This is a genomic window from Brevibacterium iodinum ATCC 49514, assembly GCF_900169265.1.
GTDB classification, from domain to species: Bacteria; Actinomycetota; Actinomycetes; order Actinomycetales; family Brevibacteriaceae; genus Brevibacterium; species Brevibacterium iodinum.
Window position 1 is genome coordinate 15,190 of the sequence record NZ_FXYX01000028.1, and the last position, 19,232, is coordinate 34,421.

At 63.8% G+C, this 19,232-nt stretch carries 18 protein-coding genes and 4 tRNA genes; 7 read left to right on the forward strand and 15 right to left on the reverse strand.

The annotated features are described in order from the left end of the window. Positions 1-58: 58 nt before the first annotated feature. The 5 genes from BI49514_RS14585 to BI49514_RS14605 all read right to left on the reverse strand — a co-directional run bounded on the left by BI49514_RS14585 (position 59) and on the right by BI49514_RS14605 (position 2,246). Positions 59-1,372, reverse strand: coding sequence for a DUF4190 domain-containing protein (locus BI49514_RS14585; RefSeq protein WP_101547196.1), 1,314 nt, complete (start codon positions 1,370-1,372; stop codon positions 59-61). 493 nt (positions 1,373-1,865) lie between these two features. Next, a tRNA-Val gene (locus BI49514_RS14590) sits at positions 1,866-1,937 on the reverse strand. A gap of 37 nt (positions 1,938-1,974) precedes the next feature. After that, positions 1,975-2,046: transfer RNA gene (locus BI49514_RS14595), tRNA-Val, on the reverse strand. Positions 2,047-2,076: 30 nt separating this feature from the next. Continuing rightward, positions 2,077-2,147: transfer RNA gene (locus BI49514_RS14600), tRNA-Cys, on the reverse strand. A gap of 26 nt (positions 2,148-2,173) precedes the next feature. Then, a tRNA-Gly gene (locus BI49514_RS14605) sits at positions 2,174-2,246 on the reverse strand. A gap of 136 nt (positions 2,247-2,382) precedes the next feature. On the opposite strand from BI49514_RS14605, the gene BI49514_RS14610 reads away from it, so the two are divergent. Beyond that, positions 2,383-2,859, forward strand: coding sequence for a TIGR02611 family protein (locus BI49514_RS14610; RefSeq protein WP_244195115.1), 477 nt, complete (start codon positions 2,383-2,385; stop codon positions 2,857-2,859). Between the two features lie 62 nt (positions 2,860-2,921). Here the strand turns inward: BI49514_RS14610 and zapE are convergent, their stop codons facing one another. The 8 genes from zapE to hrcA form a co-directional block, all read right to left on the reverse strand. Next, positions 2,922-3,929, reverse strand: a complete 1,008-nt coding sequence (gene zapE / locus BI49514_RS14615) for a cell division protein ZapE (protein ID WP_101547198.1) — start codon at positions 3,927-3,929, stop codon at positions 2,922-2,924. 155 nt (positions 3,930-4,084) lie between these two features. Continuing rightward, positions 4,085-5,023, reverse strand: coding sequence for a GTPase Era (era, locus tag BI49514_RS14620; protein WP_101547199.1), 939 nt, complete (start codon positions 5,021-5,023; stop codon positions 4,085-4,087). Between the two features lies 1 nt (position 5,024). Continuing rightward, a complete protein-coding gene (locus BI49514_RS14625) occupies positions 5,025-6,332 on the reverse strand; it encodes a hemolysin family protein (protein ID WP_244195336.1) in 1,308 nt (435 codons plus the stop codon). A gap of 8 nt (positions 6,333-6,340) precedes the next feature. After that, entirely contained in the window at positions 6,341-6,829 is a 489-nt protein-coding gene (gene ybeY / locus BI49514_RS14630; protein ID WP_101547201.1) for an rRNA maturation RNase YbeY, read from the reverse strand. Beyond that, the gene (locus BI49514_RS14635) at positions 6,826-7,860 is read right to left on the reverse strand and encodes a PhoH family protein (protein ID WP_101547202.1); all 1,035 of its coding nucleotides are present in this window, start codon (positions 7,858-7,860) and stop codon (positions 6,826-6,828) included. Before BI49514_RS14635 ends, ybeY begins: the two co-directional genes overlap by 4 nt. Positions 7,861-7,960: 100 nt before the next feature. Next, positions 7,961-8,722, reverse strand: a complete 762-nt coding sequence (locus tag BI49514_RS14640; RefSeq protein ID WP_101547203.1) for a 16S rRNA (uracil(1498)-N(3))-methyltransferase — start codon at positions 8,720-8,722, stop codon at positions 7,961-7,963. After that, entirely contained in the window at positions 8,719-9,834 is a 1,116-nt protein-coding gene (dnaJ, locus tag BI49514_RS14645; protein ID WP_101547204.1) for a molecular chaperone DnaJ, read from the reverse strand. Before dnaJ ends, BI49514_RS14640 begins: the two co-directional genes overlap by 4 nt. Before the next feature lie 122 nt (positions 9,835-9,956). Beyond that, entirely contained in the window at positions 9,957-10,997 is a 1,041-nt protein-coding gene (hrcA, locus tag BI49514_RS14650; RefSeq protein ID WP_101547205.1) for a heat-inducible transcriptional repressor HrcA, read from the reverse strand. 160 nt (positions 10,998-11,157) lie between these two features. Here hrcA and BI49514_RS14655 point away from each other — a divergent pair, with 160 nt between their 5' ends. The 3 genes from BI49514_RS14655 to BI49514_RS14665 all read left to right on the forward strand — a co-directional run bounded on the left by BI49514_RS14655 (position 11,158) and on the right by BI49514_RS14665 (position 13,661). Then, positions 11,158-12,021 carry a DUF3097 family protein gene (locus tag BI49514_RS14655; protein ID WP_101547206.1) on the forward strand — a complete coding sequence of 288 codons (864 nt, stop codon included), beginning with the start codon at positions 11,158-11,160 and terminating at the stop codon, positions 12,019-12,021. A 151-nt stretch (positions 12,022-12,172) separates the two neighbouring features. After that, positions 12,173-12,829 carry a DUF4870 domain-containing protein gene (locus BI49514_RS14660; protein WP_101547207.1) on the forward strand — a complete coding sequence of 219 codons (657 nt, stop codon included), beginning with the start codon at positions 12,173-12,175 and terminating at the stop codon, positions 12,827-12,829. Between the two features lie 85 nt (positions 12,830-12,914). Next, complete coding sequence (locus tag BI49514_RS14665) at positions 12,915-13,661, forward strand: DUF4870 domain-containing protein (RefSeq protein ID WP_101547208.1); 747 nt, start codon at positions 12,915-12,917, stop codon at positions 13,659-13,661. 87 nt (positions 13,662-13,748) lie between these two features. On the opposite strand, the gene hemW is transcribed toward BI49514_RS14665, so the two are convergent. Together hemW and lepA are read right to left on the reverse strand one after the other, a co-directional pair. Further along, the gene (hemW, locus tag BI49514_RS14670; protein ID WP_101547209.1) at positions 13,749-14,978 is read right to left on the reverse strand and encodes a radical SAM family heme chaperone HemW; all 1,230 of its coding nucleotides are present in this window, start codon (positions 14,976-14,978) and stop codon (positions 13,749-13,751) included. After that, positions 14,979-16,847, reverse strand: a complete 1,869-nt coding sequence (gene lepA / locus BI49514_RS14675; RefSeq protein WP_101547210.1) for a translation elongation factor 4 — start codon at positions 16,845-16,847, stop codon at positions 14,979-14,981. It abuts the gene before it with no gap. Positions 16,848-17,008: 161 nt separating this feature from the next. Here lepA and BI49514_RS14680 point away from each other — a divergent pair, with 161 nt between their 5' ends. The 3 genes from BI49514_RS14680 to rpsT all read left to right on the forward strand — a co-directional run bounded on the left by BI49514_RS14680 (position 17,009) and on the right by rpsT (position 19,018). Beyond that, positions 17,009-17,773: an endonuclease/exonuclease/phosphatase family protein gene (locus BI49514_RS14680; RefSeq protein WP_101547214.1), complete on the forward strand. Its 765-nt coding sequence runs from the start codon at positions 17,009-17,011 to the stop codon at positions 17,771-17,773. A 124-nt stretch (positions 17,774-17,897) separates the two neighbouring features. Next, positions 17,898-18,512 carry a type II toxin-antitoxin system PemK/MazF family toxin gene (locus BI49514_RS14685; RefSeq protein ID WP_101547211.1) on the forward strand — a complete coding sequence of 205 codons (615 nt, stop codon included), beginning with the start codon at positions 17,898-17,900 and terminating at the stop codon, positions 18,510-18,512. Positions 18,513-18,757: 245 nt separating this feature from the next. Then, a complete protein-coding gene (gene rpsT / locus BI49514_RS14690) occupies positions 18,758-19,018 on the forward strand; it encodes a 30S ribosomal protein S20 (RefSeq protein WP_101547212.1) in 261 nt (86 codons plus the stop codon). Positions 19,019-19,232: the final 214 nt, after the last annotated feature.

Consider the following 19,232-nt stretch of genomic DNA (forward strand, 5'->3'; position numbering starts at 1 on the left):
AAGCCCGTGTCCGAAGCCTTAGGGCTGAAAGCGCCTTGTCACCTCGGAAAATAGGGTGTCACTGCTTGTAGAACTCGAAGTCCGTGCCCTCGCCGAGGTCGTCGACGAGTTCGAGCTTGAGGTGCATCCCATCGATTTCGGCCTTGGGGACACCGAAGGCCAATTCGTAAGTCTGCTCGCCGCCGGCGGGAACCGGATCGGTGAAGGCCAGAGAGCCCTTGTAGTTTCCGCCGTCGAAGACGTCGTCGTATTCCGTGCTGCCGCCGTTGTTGGCGGACAGATTCGTGAGGGTCATCTCGACATCGGAGCTCGAGTTGTTCTTCACGGTCATCGTCACGATGGCGACCTCACCGTTGGACGACTGGGCACCAGAAGCCGACGACGAGACAGTGCCCGGGCGGACATTGATCTGGGCAGTGACGTCGGTGCCGATCTCGACCTCTCCGGCCTGGGCAGGTGCGGCCTGTCCTCCGTCGGAGCTGCCGGAGCCCTGGCTCGGGTCCTGGCCGGCACCCTGGCTCGGGTCGGCGGGGGCGGAGGAGCTGGCGGCATCGTCGATGGCCTTGCCGAGCATTCCGATACCGAGGATGGTGAAGACGACGACGGCGATCGAGATGACGACCGACACGATGCCGAGGATGATGCCGGTGATGTTGAGGCCCTTGTTACTGGCGAGGCCCTTCTTGACCGCGGAGAGTCCGACGAAGCCGAAGATCACCGCTGCGATTCCGAAGAGAGCGCCGCCGCCGAAGACGAACGCGCCGAGAACGCCGACGATGCCGCCGATGAGGGCGAGGATGCCCCAGATGTTCTTCGAAGTGTTGCCACCGGTGCCCGAGGGGTACTGACCGTAGCCGGAGTTCGGGTTGGCCGGGACGAACTGGTCGGACGAACCTTCGGCACCTGCGTAGGCCGGCTGCTGACCGTACTGGTTGGCGTCGTATCCCTGCCCGTTGGCGTCGTAGGGGTTGTGCCCGTACTGGTTCTGGCCGTACTGGTTCTGGTCAGGCTGGCCCTGACCGTACTGGTTCTGATGGTTCGGATCCTGGCCGTACTGGTTCTGGCCATACTGATTCTGATCGTTCGACGCACCGTAGTTCGGCTGTGAGCCGTACTGGGGAGCCTGCTGTCCGTACTGCTGCGAGCCGTCGTTGCCGCCCTGTCCGTAGTTCGGCTGCGAACCATTGGGCTGGCTGCCCGACGATCCGTAATGCTGACCGGGCTGCTCCGCTCCGTACTGACCGGGCTGCTGACCGGCGTTCTGATCGTTGCCGTAGTTGGGGGCATTCGGCGGCTGGTTGTTCGGGTTCTGTCCGTTGGGGTTGTTGGGCGAACCATCACCCGATCCGTACGGGTTCTGAGGAGTAGACATAGGTGCTCCGAGTCATCGTCGTTTTATACAACACCTAGCGTACTAGCAAACCCCTTTGACACCGCATGCTGACCGCGTTTCAGTCCTGGAACACAGTGAACTAAACGTACACAATTCTGTTTAGCGCGTTCAGTGCCTCGAGCGTCATCTTCCCGGCTTCGCCGAACATGACTGCTCACCTTTCGTAGGCTCAGGCACAGCAGCGACCCTTTGCGGCTGAGAACGTGCCGATTGGTACACCTTTCTTTGAAATGCACACCGAGGAATGTGATGAATCCGGAGAAAACAGAGCCGAAACAGTGCTCACCGGCGCGACTGGTCGAATCTCACCGTCATGCTTGGGCGAAGAGGGTGATTGAGGGTTAACGGGGATAAAGGGTTAATGGTCAGAAAGTCTGCTCGAGCGTGAGTTCGCGGCCCTTAACCGAATAAGCAGAATGTGATCAAGCGTGAATGCACGAAGCCCCGAGTGAATCACTCGGGGCTTCTTCTGTGCGCGATACTGGGATCGAACCAGTGACCTCTTCCGTGTCAGGGAAGCGCGCTACCGCTGCGCCAATCGCGCTCTATTCATTTATTGCACCGGAACCCGAGGGTCCCTGTGCGCGATACTGGGATCGAACCAGTGACCTCTTCCGTGTGAAGGAAGCGCGCTACCGCTGCGCCAATCGCGCTGGTCAACCGACATTTCTGCCGGTCATCCGAGGTGGCGACGGGATTCGAACCCGTGTATACGGCTTTGCAGGCCGCTGCCTCGCCTCTCGGCCACGCCACCGCCAAGGCAGTGCCATGACGCCTCCGAGCGGATGACGGGACTCGAACCCGCGACCCTCACCTTGGCAAGGTGATGCTCTACCAACTGAGCCACATCCGCATTTCTCGCTGCCCGGTTTCCCTGGCAACGAGATATAACTCTATACGCAGGTAGCGGCTTACGCAAAATCAGAATCGGGTGATCGTGGTCACACGTATCGATCAAGCTTTCAGGGTCACCATCTTATAGTGGTTGGGTGAATGCAGAGAGCCCGCAGACCCGCCCGAAAGGCTGGTTGTCACGCCACCACCGGCAAGGTCCCCGACCGTGGCGGAAACTGCGTCTGGGGTTCCTCCGCTGGCGGCGCACAGTGTTGGCCAACCCGCACACTGCACGCCTCTATCGCACCATCGTCGGCGGCCTAGGCACACTCATCGTGCTCATCGGCCTCGTTCTCGTTCCGCTGCCCGGCCCCGGTTGGCTCATCGTCATCATCGGCCTGTTCATCATCTCCAGCGAGTTCCACTGGGCTCAGCGGCTTCTGCACTTCGTGCGCGTGAACGTCGAACGCTGGACGCACTGGATCATGGCTCAGCGGCTGTGGGTGCGGTGGACCATCGGGGCCGTGACGGCCGCCTTCGTGGCTGTCATCGTGTGGCTCACCCTGAAACTCACCGGCCTGCCCGATTGGGTCCCGGACCTGCGTCTCTTCGATGTGATCGGCCTGCGCTGAGAGACGACCGACGCCCGTCCCACCTTCATCAGAGGTGCGACGGGCGTCGATGGCCTCTCGGCTCAGGACGACAGAGCGGTCAGTCGCGAGAGGCAGCGCATGTACTTCTTCTTGTACCCGCCCGCCAGCGATTCTTCAGTGAAGACCTTGTCGAGAGCGGCACCGGAGTTGATGATGTGCACATTGCGATCGTAGAGCCGGTCGACAAGCGCCACGAAGCGAAGAGCCACACTCTCGTTGTCGATCGTGCGCACGTTCTCCCACACAGCCGCTTCGATTCCGTCGACCATCCGCCCGTAACGTGAGGGGTGAACCGTGGACAGGTGGCTGAGCAGCTCGGAGAAGTCATCGCGAGCCACAACTCCGTCAAGCCGGCTCGCGGCCGAATCCAGTTCGGATTCCGGCAGCGGGTCCGCTGGGGCGGTCAGCTCACGGGCACGGTAGTCCTTGCCGTCGATGCGATAGACCTCGAACTGATCGGCCAACGCCTGAATCTCGCGCAGGAAGTCCTGAGCGGCGAAGCGCCCCTCCCCCAAAGATCCGGGCAGAGTGTTCGATGTCGCAATGATCTTCACTCCGGCATCGGTGAGTTCACGCATCAGTCGCGACATGAGCACGGTGTCGCCGGGATCGTCGAGTTCGAATTCGTCGACGCAGACGAGCTTCATCTTCGACAGGTCGTCGCGAGCCCGGGCGAAGCCGAGGGCACCGACGAGGTTCGTGTACTCGACGAAGGTGCCGAAGGTCGCCGGCTTCTCGTTGGCATGCCAAGCCGAAGCCAACAGGTGAGTCTTGCCGACACCGTAGCCGCCGTCGAGGTAGACGCCCTTGGCATCGGATCTGCCCTTCGAGAACAGCTTGCCGAAGAATCCCTTGTTGGTCGAGCGCTGGGTAAATTCCCGCAGCTTGTTCCGTGCCTCTTCCTGCGAGGGCTCCGCAGGATCGGTGCGGTAGCTGTCGAAGGACACGTCCTCGAACTGAGGCGGCGGCACGAGACCTGCGATGAGCTCTTCGGGGGCAACCTGTGGGGATCGGTCGCTCAGTGCGACCAGAGTCTGCTCGGCATTCACTCGGCCTAGTCTAAGGCAGGCTCGAGCGCGCGGTTCAACTCGGGCCCAGGAGGGTGATGCCCGTCACAAGCTGCGGATCCGCGCCTCTTCCGCCTCCTGCCTTCCCCGTCCGTCAGCGCGCTGTTCGCCTCACCAGCGGCGACCGACCCGGCAGATCAGTTGTTGAAGTCGAAGCCGAGGCGGCCGAGCTGTTTGGGATCGCGCTGCCAGTCCTTGGCCACCTTGACGTGCAGGTCGAGGTAGACCTTCGTGCCGAGGAGCCGCTCGATGCCCTGCCGGGATTCCGACCCGATGGTCTTGAGCCGACTTCCGCCCTTGCCGATGATGATGGCCTTCTGGCTCGGACGTTCGACGTAGAGGTTGACGTGGACGTTCCACAGCGGATTGTCCTCGCTGCGTCCTTCCCGCGGGTACATCTCCTCAACCTGCACGGCCAGGGAATGGGGCAGTTCGTCACGCACGCCTTCGAGGGCCGCTTCGCGCACGAGCTCGGCGATCATCTTCTCTTCCGGCTCGTCCGTGAGGTCACCGTCGGGGTAGAGCGGAGGAGATTTCGGCAGATGCGCAGCGATCACCGAATCGACGGTGTCGACCTGGAAGCCCTCGACCGCGGAGACTGGGACGACATCGGCGAAGTCGGCGAGCTCGCCGACGGCCAGCAGCGCCTCGGCGATCTTGTCCTTGGGCACCCGGTCGACCTTCGTCACGAGCGCCACGATCGGGGTCCGTCCGTCCAGCAGCGCCAGCTGGGAGGCGATATAGCGGTCGCCGGGACCGATCGGCTCATCGGCGGGCAGACAGAAGCCGATGACGTCGACCTCGCCCAGCGTGGATGCCACGAGATCGTTGAGTCGGGAACCGAGCAGGGTGCGCGGTTTGTGCAGTCCGGGGGTGTCGATGAGGATGAGCTGGTGGTCGTCCTTGTGGACGATTCCACGGATCGTATGCCGGGTCGTCTGAGGTTTGGCCGAGGTGATCGCGACCTTCTCCCCCACCAGGGCGTTCGTCAGCGTCGACTTTCCCGTATTCGGGCGCCCCACGAAGCAGGCGAAGCCGGCCCGATAGTCATCGGGGTAGTCCGTGCGAAATTCCATCTCAGTCCTCTTCCTTCGTCCCCGAACCTTCGGCTGCGGCGGTTCGCTGTGCGTGTCTGCTGTTCTCGTGGGTGCGGGTGACCCGCACGTGGGTGATCCGGTGGCGTCGGCCCTGGCCCTCCATGGCTTCGATCTCGAGGCCCTCGATCGACGCATGCGAACCGTCGATGGGCACTCGGTCGATGAGCTTCGAGAGCAGTCCGCCGACGCTGTTGACATCGTCTTCGTCGATGCGCACATCGAAGTATTCGGCGAAGTCGGAGATCGACATGCGGGTGCTGATGATGAACGATCCGTCTGCGGCGGCGACGAGTTCGTCATCGCCGTTGTCGTATTCGTCTTCGATCTCGCCGACGATCTCTTCGACGATGTCCTCGATGGTCACCAACCCTGCGGTGCCGCCGTATTCGTCGATGAGGATCGCCAGATGCGTCGAATCCAGCTGCATCTGCCGCAGCAGGTCATCTGCCGGCTTCGTCTCCGGGACGAACAGGACGGAGCGGGCCAGGTTGCCCACGGGACGGTCAGCCTCCTCGGGGTGGAGGTGGAGGCGGCGGGCGACGTCCTTGAGGTAGGCGACTCCGCGGACGTCGTCGAGGTCCTCCCCGCAGACGGGGATGCGGGAGAAGCCGGAGCGGAAGAACAGGTTCATCGCCTTCTGCAGGCTCACGTCCGCATCGACGGTGATGAGGTCGGTGCGCGGCACCATGACCTCGTTCGCCGAGGTGTCTGAGAGGTTGAACACCGATTGGATCATCTCGCGTTCGCCGTCTTCGATGACATCGGATTCGCTGGCGCGCTCGACGAGATCGCGCAGCTGTTCGGAGGTCACGAACGGACCGTCCTTGTACACCTTGTCCGGGGTCAACAGATTGCCGAGCACGACGAGGATGCGGGTGAGCGGTTTGAGCACGACGAGGACGACGCGCACGACCCAGCTGAGGTTGAGGCTGACGGCCAGCGACCGGCGCTTGCCGATCGTCCGTGGGGAGACTCCGGCGATGATGAAGACCGCCACCGACGCGGTGATCACCGTGAGGAGGACCATGAGCGGCCCCACGGAGTAGTAGGAGTCGTAGGCCAGGGCGATGAACACCGTGGCGAGTGCTTCGAGGAAGTTGCGGACGAAGATGATGACGTTGATGTTCGTCGGCAGATCCGCGAGGATCCTCTCGACACGCACCGCTGAGCGCTTGCCGTCCTCCTTCGCCTCTTCGATCGCATGGTGGGAGACGTTGAGCAGCGCGGCATCCACGGCGGAGAGGGTGGCTGCGATGATGAGGCACAGTGCCGCCCCGAGGAAGAACATGAACACGATCAGACCTCGGTGGGGGTGGGAATGTCGGTGCGGCCGTCGTAGCGTGCCGCGAAGAAGGTCAGCAGCAGATGCCGCTGGAGGGCGAACATCTCTTCCCGCGCTTCGGGCTCACCGTGGTCGTAGCCGAGCAGGTGGAGGAATCCGTGGACGGTCAGCAGCAGGATCTCGTCCATCGTCGAATGACCGGCCGCCCGGGCCTGGGCCTCGGCGACCTCGGGGCAGATGATGATGTCGCCCATCTGACCTTCGGTCGGCTTCTCCGGCTCGCCCTGGTGGAGCTGGTCCATGGGAAAGGACATCACATCGGTCGGTCCTTCGAGGTCCATCCAGGTGACGTGGAGTTCGGACATGGCCGCCCCGTCGACCATGGTCACGGCCAGCTCCGCACCGGGGTGCATGTGCAGGGCTTCACCGAGATATTCGGTCAGGGCCACGACTTCGTCCAGGTCCACCTCGGCGTCGGTCTCGTTGAGGATCTCGGTGTTCATTCGGCACTACCCCACAGGTCGTAGGCTTCGACGATCTTCGTCACCAGCGAATGCCGGACGACGTCCTTGCTGCCCAGTTCGCAGAACTGCAGGTCCTCGATTCCGTCGAGGATGTCGCGGACGACCTTGAGTCCGCTGCGGGTCTTGCCCGGCAGGTCGATCTGGGAGATGTCACCGGTGACGACCATGCGTGACCCGAAGCCGAGGCGCGTGAGGAACATCTTCATCTGCTCGGCCGTCGTGTTCTGTGCTTCGTCGAGGATGATGAACGCGTCGTTGAGGGTGCGCCCGCGCATATAGGCCAGGGGCGCGACCTCGATCGTTCCGGTCTCGACGAGCAGCGGGATCGATTCGGGGTCGACCATGTCGTGCAGGGCGTCATAGAGCGGACGCACATACGGGTCGATCTTGTCGTTGAGCGTGCCCGGCAGGTAGCCCAGCGACTCCCCGGCCTCGACGGCCGGCCGGGTGAGGATGATCCGTGAGACCTCTTTGTGCTGGAGGGCGTTGACGGCCATGGCCATCGCCAGGTAGGTCTTTCCGGTTCCGGCCGGACCGATGCCGAAGGTGATCGTGTGGTTGCGGATGGCCCTGACGTAGTCGTGCTGGCCCATCGTCTTCGGACGGATCGACTTTCCCCTGGTGGAGAGGATGTTCGTGCCCAGCACCGCCGAGGCGGCCGCTCCTTCGGAGGAGAACGTCGTGACCCTCTCGATCGTCTCTTCGTTGATGCGATGGCCGGCCGCGTGGAGTTTCTTGAGTTCCCCGATGACGCTGACGAAGGCTTCGACGCGTTTCGGGTCGCCGGTGACCTGGACCTGGTTGGCTCGGACGTGGATGTCGAGGTCGGCGAAGGTCTTCTCCAGGGCGCGCAGGTTCGATTCTCCGGGACCGAAGAAGGCGACGAGGTCGATGGAGTCGGGGATGACCAGTCGCACGGTGTCACGATCGGCACCTTGGGTGTCCGTCACGGCGTCAACGCCTGCGGCACCGTCACCGGTTGCGCCGGTGTCCGAGTCGGTGGGGTTCATGGAGTTCGGGTTCGGTGGGGTGATGTCCAGAATGTTCCTTTGCAAGTGAGCGCACCGTCACCGGCAGCGCCTGAGTGTGCTTCCATCCTAGTCCGATGCCTCACCAACGGCCCAATGAATTCTGGGCCAGGACGAGACCGGCGGGTCCCGCCGATGACGAGCGCAGGATCGTCGGTCCCAGCAGCACCGGGGTCGCTCCACGGCCGGTCAGGGCGGCGAGTTCGCCGTCGCTGATGCCGCCCTCGGGGCCGACGACGAAGACGATGCGCTCCGGCAGCTGCGCCGAGTCGTTCGCGATCAGGTCGTCCAACGCTTCGGAGAGCTTGAACTGAGCGGTCTCATGGAGGACGAAGACCGCGTCGGCGTCGTCGAGGGTCTTGGCCAGGGCGGCTCCGCGGACGAGGTCGTGGAGGATGGGAAATCGTGCTCGTCTGGCCTGCAGGGAGGCCGCTCCGAGGAGGTTCTCCCATTTCGCGGCCATCTTCTCCCGCTTCTTGGCCGGCCAGTCGGCGATCGAGCGTTCGGCCGCCCAGGGAATGACGTCGTCGACGCCGATCTCCGTGGCCGTTTCGATGGCCAGCAGGTCCCGGTCGCCCTTGGCCAGGGCTTGGACGAGGACGAGGCGCGGACCCGCGCTGTCCTCGACCGTCACCTCGGTGACGTCGATCGTCAGCTGGTTCGCCGAGGCGGCCGTGACGGTTCCGCGCGCACGTGTGCCTTCTCCGTCGACGATGTCGATATCCTCGCCGGGACCGATCCGACGCACCCGCACCGCATGCCCGGCCACGTCCTCACCGAGGGTGAGGGCGGACCCGACGACCGCCTCGGCGGCGGTGGCGGAGCGGAAGACGGGAAGACTCACCGACCGGCGAACCGCTCACGCATGCGGGAGAACATTCCGCGGTTCTCGGTCGAGATCTGGGCGCGCGGTGTCTCTTCGCCGCGCAGTTCGGCGAGTTTCTCGAGCAGTTCGCGCTGTTCGTCGTCGAGTTTGTCCGGGGTGAGGACGTCGACGGTGATGAGCAGGTCGCCGCGGGTCTCCGAACGCAGGCGGGTGGCTCCGAGTCCGGGGAGTTTGACGATGGTGCCGGACTGGGTGCCGGCGGCGATGGTGAGGTCCTGAGTGCCGTCGAAGGTCTCGAACGGGATGTTCGCGCCCAGGGTCGCTGCGGTCATCGGCACGGAGATGGCGGCCCGGAGGTTGTCGCCGTCGCGCTGGAAGACCTCGTGGCGGGTGACCATGACCTCGACGAAGAGGTCACCGGCGGGTCCGCCTCCGGGGCCGACCTCACCCTGGCTGGAAAGCTGGATGCGGGTGCCGTCGGAGACACCGGCGGGGATGCGGATCTTCATGGTCCGCTGTTTGCGCACGCGTCCGTCGCCCTGGCAGTTGAGGCAGGGGTTCGGAATGACGGTGCCGAAGCCGTGGCAGGAGTTGCAGGTCTGGTTCGTGACCATCTGACCCAGCAGGGTCCGGGTCATGCGCTGGACGCTGCCGGCTCCGTGGCACAGCGAGCAGGTCTCGATCTTCGTGCCTTCCTGCGTGCCGGCGCCCGAACAGGTGTCGCAGACGACTGCAGTGGTGACGTCGAGGTCGACGGTGCCGCCGAAGGCCGCGGTTTTCAGGTCGATATTGACGCCGACGAGGGCATCCTTGCCGCGCTGGGTGCGCGGGATCGGGCCTCCGGCCTGACCGCCGCCACCGCCGAAGAAGGTCTCGAAGATGTCGCCGAATCCGCCGAATCCGCCGCCGGCCGGGAAGCCCTGGCCATTCTCGCCGCCGCCCATATCGTAGTTGCGGCGCTTATCCGGGTCGGAGAGCACGTCGTAGGCCAGTGAGATGGCTTTGAATTCGTCTTCGTGACCGGGATTGACGTCCGGGTGGTACTTGCGTGCCAGCTTCCGGTACGACGACTTGATCTCAGCCGCGGAAGCATCTTTGGACACTCCGAGTGTTTCATAGTGATCGGCCACAGAAACTTCTCTCTCCCTGACGTAGTGGTCTTCTCTGTTCGTGGTGGTGGCTGCGCCCTTGCGCGGTGCTCACCGGTTCTGCGCTTCCCGTCTGCGGGTGCCCCTGGTCGATGTCAAGGGACCTACCCTCGATCGAGGATCGAGGACACGTATTTGGCGACGGCACGGACTGCCGAGATCGTCGTCGGATAGTCCATTCGGGTCGGGCCGAGCACTGCCAGTCTGGCCGAGGAACCCGCGTCATGACCATATTCGGCGGCGACGACGGAAGTCGAGCTGAATGATTCGTGAGTATTCTCACGCCCGATGCGCACGCTGATCTCCTCGTGGTCTTCGGCCATCGAGGTGAGCAGCTTGAGCAGGACCACCTGTTCTTCGAAGGCTTCGAGGATCGGGGCCATCTTCTCTCCGAATTCGCTTCCGGAGCGGGCGAGGTTCGCGGTGCCGGCCATGATGATGCGCTCTTCACGCGTCGCGGCGACGAGGTCGACGACGGCGGCCCTGACCTGTGTGAGTCCGGAGTCGTCACGAGCGGCCGGGTCACTCGATTCGGTGGCGGGCGCCTCGGCGGCGGGGGCCGATCCGAAGACCTGCGCGAGTGTTCGTCCGGCGAATTCGGCGTTGATCTGGTCGCGCAGTCCCCGGACGGCGTCTTCGTCGAGCGGGCTCGTGGTGGTCACGGTCTTCTGCTCGACTTGGCCGGCGTCGGTGATGAGGACGACGAGGATCCGGCCCGGTCCGAGACCGACGATCTCGATGTGCTTGATGCGCGCCCGCGACACTGTCGGGTATTGGATGAGCGCGACCTGTCGGGTGAGGCCGGAGAGGACGCGGACGGTGCGGTCGAGCATCTCGTCGAGGTCGACATCACCGTCGATGAGTTGGAAGATCGCGCGCCGCTCGGCGGTGGTCAACGGCTTGAACTCATCGATCCGGTCGACGAACATCCGGTAGCCGAGGTCGGTGGGAATGCGTCCGGCAGAAGTGTGGGGCTGGGCGATATAGCCCTCTTGTTCGAGCGCAGCCATATCGTTGCGGATCGTGGCCGGAGAGACTCCGAGGGTGTGACGCTGGACGATCGCCTTCGATCCCACGGGTTCGTTGGTGGCGACGAAGTCCTCGACGATGGCGCGCAGCACCTGTGCTCGTCTGCTGTCGTTCATCGCGGGTCTCCTCTCCGTCTCGCCGGTCGATCGCGGTTCCATGCCTGCTCTTGGCACTCACTGAGTCTGAGTGCCAATTCTACGCCTCTCGTTCCCGGAATTCATTTCTGGGGTGGCCTGCGGGTCTGCACGCCTGCGGGACCGTCCTTGATTATGGTGGGTGCCCGTGAATGCTTTTGATCGCTATGGCCCCGATGTGCTCTCCGGTTCCTCCCCGTCGTCGCACCGTCCGAAGAAGTCCCGCCAGGTCGAGCTCGGCCTGGGCATGGTTCTCGAGGATGCGATGAGCGGCTATGTCGGCGCTGTCGTCGGCGCGGAGAAGACCACGGCCGGTGTCGTCGTCAAGCTCGAAGATCGCGTCGGCAAGGTACGTGCCTTTCCCCTGGGGCCGGGCTTCCTCCTCGAGGGTCAGCCTGTCGATGTGCAGCTGCCGAAGAAGAAGGCGCAGCAGCCCGGACGGACGGCCTCGGGGTCTCGCGCCGTGGTCGGCGCGAAGGCTCGAGTGGCTCGTGGGTCGCGGATCTGGGTCGAGGGCAAGCACGACGCCGAACTCGTCGAGAAGATCTGGGGCGATGACCTGCGCATCGAGGGCGTCGTCGTCGAGCCCCTGGGCGGTCTCGATGATGTCGCCGACAAGCTCGAGGCTTTCGGTCCGGATCGGGAACATCGAGTCGGTGTCCTCGCCGACCATCTGGTGAGCGGGACGAAGGAATCGAAGATCGCCGAGGCGGTCCGGTCCGATCCGCGCTATCGCGATGTCGTCCACATCATCGGTCACCCGTACGTCGATATCTGGCAGGCGGTGAAGCCCCATGTCGTCGGCATCCGCGAATGGCCGGTCGTCCCCCGCGGTGAGGACTGGAAGACGGGAATACTGCGTCGCATCGGATGGCCGCACGCCGACCATCGGGACGTTGCCCGCGGGTGGGTGCGCATCCTTGGGAGGGTGAGCACCATCGCCGACGTCGAACCGACGCTGTCGGGTCGCGTCGAGGAGCTCATCGACTTCGTCACCGTCGGTTGAGAGTCGTCGGTGGTGCGGCGCGGTGGTCCGTGGTGGCCACGCGCAGCTGTCGGCGTGTGCCGAATCTGTCACAGGAGTGGGGCTTTCCCGACACCCTCGGGACACGTCGCTCCATTAGGGTGAATGGCAAGCACACTTCGAAAGGATCCCCATGTCGTATCACCCCGAGCAGCCGGGCAGCCGGCCGATGCCGCCGAACTACTCTCAGGCCTCAGGTTCGCAGCAGCCCTACGCGTCGCAGGGCCAGCAGTATTCGCAGCCGCAGACGCACAGCGGTCAGCCGGGTTCCGGTGGGCAGTCGGGGTATGGTTCACAGCGAGCGTACGGCGCTCAGCCGGGATACAGCGCGCAGCCGGGCTACGGAATGCCGCAGATGCACAACCCGGCGATGTTCGACTCCCGCTCGCTGCCTGAGCAGGCCTACGGACCCGGCTCCGAGCAGTTCTGGATGGCCCACGAACCCGACCGGACCACGGCAATGTGGACCCACCTCGGCTCGCTCATCTTCGGCTTCATGCCGCTCATCATGTTCCTGGTGAAGAAGGACGAATCCCCGTTCGTCCGCGAACACTCGCGTCAGGGACTCAACGCGATGATCACGAACACGATCGTCACCTTCGGTGCCTTCATCGTCTTCGGATTCGTCGGTTTCATCCTGGCACTGGTGACCTTCGGGATCGGCTTCGTCGTTATGTATGCAGCGTTCATCGTCCCGCTCGTCTACTGCATCTTCTACATCATTGCGGCCGTCGCCGCGAACAAGGGTGAGGGCTACAATTTCCCGCTCACCATCGACTTTGTGAAGTGACCATTCCCGCTCACTCCGGATTCTCTGGGACAGCCAGCATTCTCTGGGTTAGTGTGAGGTGATCGCAATCTCTGAAGGGACTCTCATGTCGGACAACCCGCAGCAGCCGAACAACGGACAGTCGCAGCCGATGCCTCCGAACTATTCCCCGCAGTCCGGTTCGCAGCAGCCGTACACTCAGCAGGGCTCCCAGCCAGGGTACGGCTCACAGCAGCAGAACCCGGCTTACGGTTCTCAGCAGCAGAACCCCCCTCAGCAGTCGTATGGTTCGCAGCCGGGCTACGGTTCACAGCAGGCGGGCGGCGCCCAGCAGCCGTACGGATCTCAGCAGGCCTACAGCGCTCCGCAGGGACACCCTCAGCCCGGTTACGGATTCCAGGGAGCATCCTCGGCGCAGTCGGCTGCTGCCGGAGTGCCCATGGGGGCCGAGCTGCCGGATGCGGCCTATGGCCCGAATTCCCTCGGCTTCTGGAACGCGGATCAGAGTGAACGGACGACCGCGCTGTGGTCGCACCTCGCTCACGCCGCCACCTACGTCGTCGGTGTCGGCTGGATCGTCACGCTCATCCTCTTCATCATCAATAAGGACAAGTCGCCGTTCCTCCGCCATCACGGCGCACAGTCGCTGAATCTGCTGATCGTCGGTGTCATCGCGGCGTTCGGCATCGGGCTGATAGGCGGAATCCTCACGATCGTCGGCATCGGCTTCCTCATCCTCCTGCTCCTGCCGGTGCTCTCGATCTACATGATCGTCATCGAGATCATCGCGGGCATGGCAGCCAACCGCGGTGAGGGCTACCGCATTCCGATGACGCCGAACTGGATCAAGTGATCTGACGCGCAGTGACAGCCTCACCCCGCCAGATTCGCTGAGCAGCTCGCCCTGCCGCTCGTTCACGAGTGGCGGGGCGAGTCTCGTTCACACGTATTCGGTGAGGATGCGCACCATATAGTCGGCCATGAGACGTCCCTGCAGAGTCGGCTGGAACCAGCCGGCCGCGGCACCATCGGCGTCGAGCAGACCCTGCTTGACGAAGGTTCTGATCGCCTGCTGACTGCCAGCAGCCAGAGAATCGAGACGCAGTTCGCGGTCGATCCTGGCCGCCAGCATGATCCGCTCGATCTCCCGAGTCTGAACGTCGAGGACCTCACGACCGATCGACGGGGACTCCCCTGCCAACAGCCGATCGGCCCAGGCACGGGGGTGTTTGGCATTCCAGAACCGCACGCCTCCGACGTGTGAGTGGGCACCAGGCCCGAATCCCCACCAGTCGGCATTGCGCCAATAGGCCATATTGTGCTCACAGCGGGTCTCGAGGCCGGTCGACCAATTGCTCACTTCGTACCAGTGCAGACCGGCAGCGGAGATCGCTGAGTCTGCGATCTCGTATTTGTCGGCCAAGTCGTCTTCATCGGGCATCGGCAGTTCGCCGCGGCGAACCCTCGCGCCCATCTTCGTTCCCGGTTCGACGATCAGGGAATATGCCGAGATGTGATCGACCTCGTTGGACAGGGCCACGTCGAGAGAGCGACGCCAATCGTCGATCGACTCCCCCGGAGTGCCGTAGATGAGGTCGAGGCTGAGCTCGAGGTCGGCGTCCTTGACCCAACGGGCCACCTCGGGGAGCTTCTCCGGATCGTGGGTGCGGTCCAAGGTCGCGAGCACGTGTGGCACGGCCGACTGCATGCCCATGGAGATGCGGTTGAAACCGGCTCCTGCGAGGGTCGCGATGTAGGCGGGGTCCAAGGTGTCGGGGTTGGCTTCGGTGGTGACTTCGACATTCTCGGCCAGGCGGAAGCGGGCGCGGACATCGTCCATCACCCCGGCGAGCACATCCGCTGCGAGCAAGGTCGGGGTGCCTCCGCCGAAGAAGATGGTCGAGACCTCACGGTCGCCGGCCCCCGCCTCGGCGAGGGTGGACACGGACAGATCGAGCTCACGGGCGAGATTGCTGCGGTAGTCCTCGCGGGACGCGCCCGGGCCGAGGTCGTCGGCGGTATAGGTGTTGAAGTCACAGTAGCCGCAGCGGACCCGGCAGTACGGGACGTGGATGTAGAGGCTCAGCCCCCGCTCGGCGGCCCCGATCCCCACCGATGTCGGCAGCGAACCGTCGCGCGGAGGGACCTCACCGGTCGGTTGTGCGGGCACTTACTTCTTGCTGTCCTTCGTTTCCGGCTCATCGGAGGACAAGGCCGCGATGAACGCTTCCTGCGGAACCTCGACGGTGCCGACCATCTTCATCCGCTTCTTGCCTTCCTTCTGCTTCTCGAGCAGCTTGCGCTTACGGCTGATGTCGCCGCCGTAACACTTCGAAAGCACGTCCTTGCGGATGGCGCGGATCGTCTCGCGGGCGATGATGCGTGAGCCGATGGCTGCCTGGATGGGCACCTCGAACTGCTGACGAGGGATGAGCTTGCGCAGCTTCCCGGCCATCGCCACACCGTAGGAGTAGGCGTTGTCGCGGTGGACGATCGCGGAGAATGCGTCGACCTGGTCGCCGTGCAGCAGGATGTCGACCTTGACGAGGTCGGAAGCGTCCTGACCGTCATCGGAGTAGTCGAGGGAGGCGTAGCCCTTGGTCCGGGACTTCAGCTGATCGAAGAAATCGAAGACGATCTCCGCCAACGGCAGACGGTAGCGGATCTCCACGCGGTCCGAGGACAGGTAGTCCATGCCCTGGAGTTTGCCTCGGCGATCCTGGCACAGTTCCATGACCGCGCCGATGTAGTCGCTGGGGGTGAGGATGGTCGCCTGCACCATCGGTTCCCGGACTTCCTTGATTTTGCCCGTCGGGTATTCGCTCGGGTTCGTCACCACGGTCTCCGAACCGTCTTCCATGGTCACGTCGTAGATTACGGACGGGGCGGTGGAGATGAGGTCGAGATCGAACTCTCGCTCCAGGCGGTCACGCAGCACTTCGAGATGGAGGAGACCGAGGAATCCGCAGCGGAAGCCGAAGCCCAGAGCCGTCGAGGTCTCGGGTTCGTAGGCGAGAGAGGCGTCGTTGAGTTTGAGTTTGTCCAGCGCATCGCGCAGCACCGGGTAGTCGGACCCGTCGATCGGGAAGAGTCCGGAGAACACCATCGGTTTGGGTTCGCGGTAGCCGCCGAGGGCCTCTGTCGCGGGTCCCGCAGCGGCGGTCACGGTGTCACCGACCTTCGACAGGCGCACATCCTTGACACCGGTGATGAGGTAGCCGACCTCACCGACGCCCAGTCCCTTCGTCGCCTTGGGCTCGGGCATGGAAGCGCCGATCTCCAGCAGCTCATGGGTGGTGCCGGTCGACATCATCTCGATCTTCTCGCGTGGGGACAGAGAGCCGTCGATGACGCGGACATAGGTGACCACACCCCGGTAGGTGTCGTAGACCGAGTCGAAGATCATCGCGCGGGCCGGGGCGTCGGCATCGCCGACGGGCGCAGGGATATCGGTGATGATGCGGTCGAGGACCTCCTCGACGCCTTCGCCGGTCTTGCCGGACACGAGCAGGCAGTCCTCGGGTTCGCAGCCGATGAGATTGGCGAGCTCTTCCGCATATTTCTCCGGCTGTGCGGCCGGCAGGTCGATCTTGTTGAGCACCGGAATGATCGTCAGATCGTTCTCCATGGCCAGGTACAGGTTGGCAAGCGTCTGGGCTTCGATGCCCTGAGCGGAGTCGACGAGCAGCAGTGCACCTTCACAGGCGGCCAGGGACCGCGAGACCTCGTAGCTGAAGTCGACATGGCCGGGAGTGTCGATCATGTTGAGCGCGTACGGGGTGTCCTCGTGTTCCCACGGCATGCGCACGGCCTGGGATTTGATGGTGATTCCGCGTTCGCGTTCGATGTCCATCCGGTCAAGGTACTGGGCGCGCATATCGCGGTTCTCGACAACGCCGGTCATCTGGAGCATGCGGTCGGCCAGGGTCGATTTGCCATGGTCGATATGAGCGATGATGCAGAAATTGCGAATCAGCTCGGGTGAGGTGGCAGACGGTGAGATCCGCTTTGCAGCTTCCTTATTCACCTGAGGTGACATGAACGCCCTTTCTTTGACAGACCAGGTCCCCAGACAGACCGGATCCCCCATTGTTTCATGACTTGCGCGCGGACCTGGAATCCACGGGAAAGCACGTCGTGATCGTCCGTGTCTTTCGCGATTCGCCGCCCCGATCGGTGCCGATCGGGGAAGATGGAGTCATGAGCGAATTCCGGGTCATGAGCTTCAACCTCCGCTATCCCGCGATGGACGGTCATCCGGTGGCCGAGCGGCTGCCCATTGCCGCCGAACTCATCCGGCGTGCACGTCCGCACCTCATCGGCACCCAGGAGGGTGAACTCGACCAGCTCGAGACGCTCATCAGCCTGCTGCCCGAGGAGTACATCTGGCTCGGAGAGGGCCACTCCGGCGGCAACTCCGGCGAGTTCACAGCCGTGATCCTCGATTCGAAGCGCTTCGAGGTGGAAACCGTGGACATCAGCTGGCTGTCCGAACAGCCCGACACCGTGGCCTCGGAATCGTGGGGAGTCTCGCATGCGCGCACCCTGACGACGGTCGATGTCCGTGACTTCGCAACCGACCGGCGTCTGCGTGTGCTCAACACCCACCTCGATCACAAGTCCGAGCGCGCCCGTCTCGAGTCCGGTCGGATCATGGCCGAGACCATCGCCGAGGCGGCCCATCCCTGCGTGGTCACCGGTGACTTCAACGTCGCCACCGGCTCCCCGGTCTACGACTTCTTCTGCACCGAGCTCGGCCTCACCGACACCGCAGCCGAGGTCCCCGGTGAGGACATCGGCACCTTCCACCGCTACAAGGGTCCGAAGGCAGGCGAGCCGCGCATCGACTGGATCCTCACAACCCCGGGCCTGCGCACACTGTCCACGCGCATCGACACGTTCGAGGTCGACGGGAAGTACCCTTCCGACCATTTCCCCGTCGAGGCGGTCCTCGAATTCTCGTGACCGTGACGGCTCGCTCGCCGGACCGTGACGGCTCGCTCGCCCGATCATTACGGATCGTTTGCCCGACCGGGTCGGCACACAGTTCTCTGCAGCCTGTGACAGCCGGCTCGTTTAGGCTGGACATATGAATTGGAGATCACTGGTCAATCGGGCCGCGAGAATCGGTGTCCGCGAAGGGCTGCGCTATCTGCGCCAATCGCAGTCGAAGAAGAACTCCGGAGGCGCATCGCAGCCAACGGATGGCAGCCGGCCGAATCCGGCACGGTCCGGCGGCGGAGGTGCCACCTCGGCGGGGTCTGCCGATCGTTCCGACTCGGGCGGCCAGGGCGGATCCGGTGCGTATCCCGGCGATTTCACGGGCTCGATCACGGTCAGCTACTCCCCCGACCTCGACGGCGACGCCGATCCGGGCGAAGTCGTCTGGGGGTGGGTCCCCTTCGAGGAGGACCACTCGCAGGGCAAGGATCGACCGTCCCTCGTCCTCGGACGTGACGGCAGATGGGTGCTCGCGCTCATGCTCACCAGCAAGGATCACATCCCCGGCGGCGTCGGCGAGGTCCGGCAGGACCGGCACGCGAAGTGGATGAACATCGGCACCGGGGACTGGGATTCGCAGGGGCGGCCCTCGGAGCTCCGCCTCGATCGCATCATCCGGCTCGATCCCGATTCGATCCGCAGGGAAGGCGCGATCATGCCCCGCGACGTCTTCGACCGGGTGGCCGAGCACATCTCCGGCTGAGACCGGACAGACCGGCCGAGCGGAGCCTGCATCTTCCCTGCGCTGCTGGGCGCGCAGGGATTTCCAGCCCGGGACTCGAGCCTGTATCATAGGTGATTGTGTCTTCATCAAGGCGTGTGTCTCGCCGAGGTCGGGTGAAGACGCCGTCGGATTCGATGTCGTCGATGTGTTTCCCCGCGGAGATGATCATGTCGGTTCGATGCGCCCTCACGACCATGTACCACTAACACGAAAGAGTGTTGAAATTGGCTAATATCAAGTCCCAGATCAAGCGGATCGAGACCAACGAGAAGGCTCGTCAGCGCAACAAGGCTGTCCGGTCCGAGGTTCGGTCCTACGTCCGCGTCGTTCGCGAGAACATTGCTGCCGGCAACAAGGAAGAGGCACAGCAGGCTTATGCTGTGGCTGCCCGCAAGCTCGACAAGGCTGTTTCGAAGGGTGTTCTGCACAAGAACAACGCTGCGAACCGCAAGTCGCGCCTGGCCACGCAGATCAACGCTCTCTGAGCGCACGACTGAGGCTATAGCTTCACGGGGTCCGAACCACACGGTTCGGACCCCGTTCTCTCCCCCTATTACTACCTGACGGCGGCCCAGCAACCTCGCGCTGTGAGTATTGACAGTGGCTGGTCTGGGACTGGCTGGCAGAGTAGGTGTTGGCCTCTCCGTCCAGTGATCGTGACTCCACCTCGCGCTGACCCACACCGTGGTGTCTTGCCCT

Excerpts from the sequence above, each read along its gene's own strand:
- BI49514_RS14585 (WP_101547196.1), bottom strand. The coding sequence starts at position 1,372 with ATGTCTACTCCTCAGAACCCGTACGGATCGGGTGATGGTTCGCCCAAC.
- era (WP_101547199.1), bottom strand. The coding sequence starts at position 5,023 with ATGGAATTTCGCACGGACTACCCCGATGACTATCGGGCCGGCTTCGCC.
- BI49514_RS14625 (WP_244195336.1), bottom strand. The coding sequence starts at position 6,332 with ATGTTCTTCCTCGGGGCGGCACTGTGCCTCATCATCGCAGCCACCCTC.
- ybeY (WP_101547201.1), bottom strand. The coding sequence starts at position 6,829 with ATGAACACCGAGATCCTCAACGAGACCGACGCCGAGGTGGACCTGGAC.
- BI49514_RS14635 (WP_101547202.1), bottom strand. The coding sequence starts at position 7,860 with ATGAACCCCACCGACTCGGACACCGGCGCAACCGGTGACGGTGCCGCA.
- hrcA (WP_101547205.1), bottom strand. The coding sequence starts at position 10,997 with ATGAACGACAGCAGACGAGCACAGGTGCTGCGCGCCATCGTCGAGGAC.
- BI49514_RS14660 (WP_101547207.1), top strand. The coding sequence starts at position 12,173 with ATGTCGTATCACCCCGAGCAGCCGGGCAGCCGGCCGATGCCGCCGAAC.
- BI49514_RS14665 (WP_101547208.1), top strand. The coding sequence starts at position 12,915 with ATGTCGGACAACCCGCAGCAGCCGAACAACGGACAGTCGCAGCCGATG.
- lepA (WP_101547210.1), bottom strand. The coding sequence starts at position 16,847 with ATGTCACCTCAGGTGAATAAGGAAGCTGCAAAGCGGATCTCACCGTCT.
- BI49514_RS14680 (WP_101547214.1), top strand. The coding sequence starts at position 17,009 with ATGAGCGAATTCCGGGTCATGAGCTTCAACCTCCGCTATCCCGCGATG.
- BI49514_RS14685 (WP_101547211.1), top strand. The coding sequence starts at position 17,898 with ATGAATTGGAGATCACTGGTCAATCGGGCCGCGAGAATCGGTGTCCGC.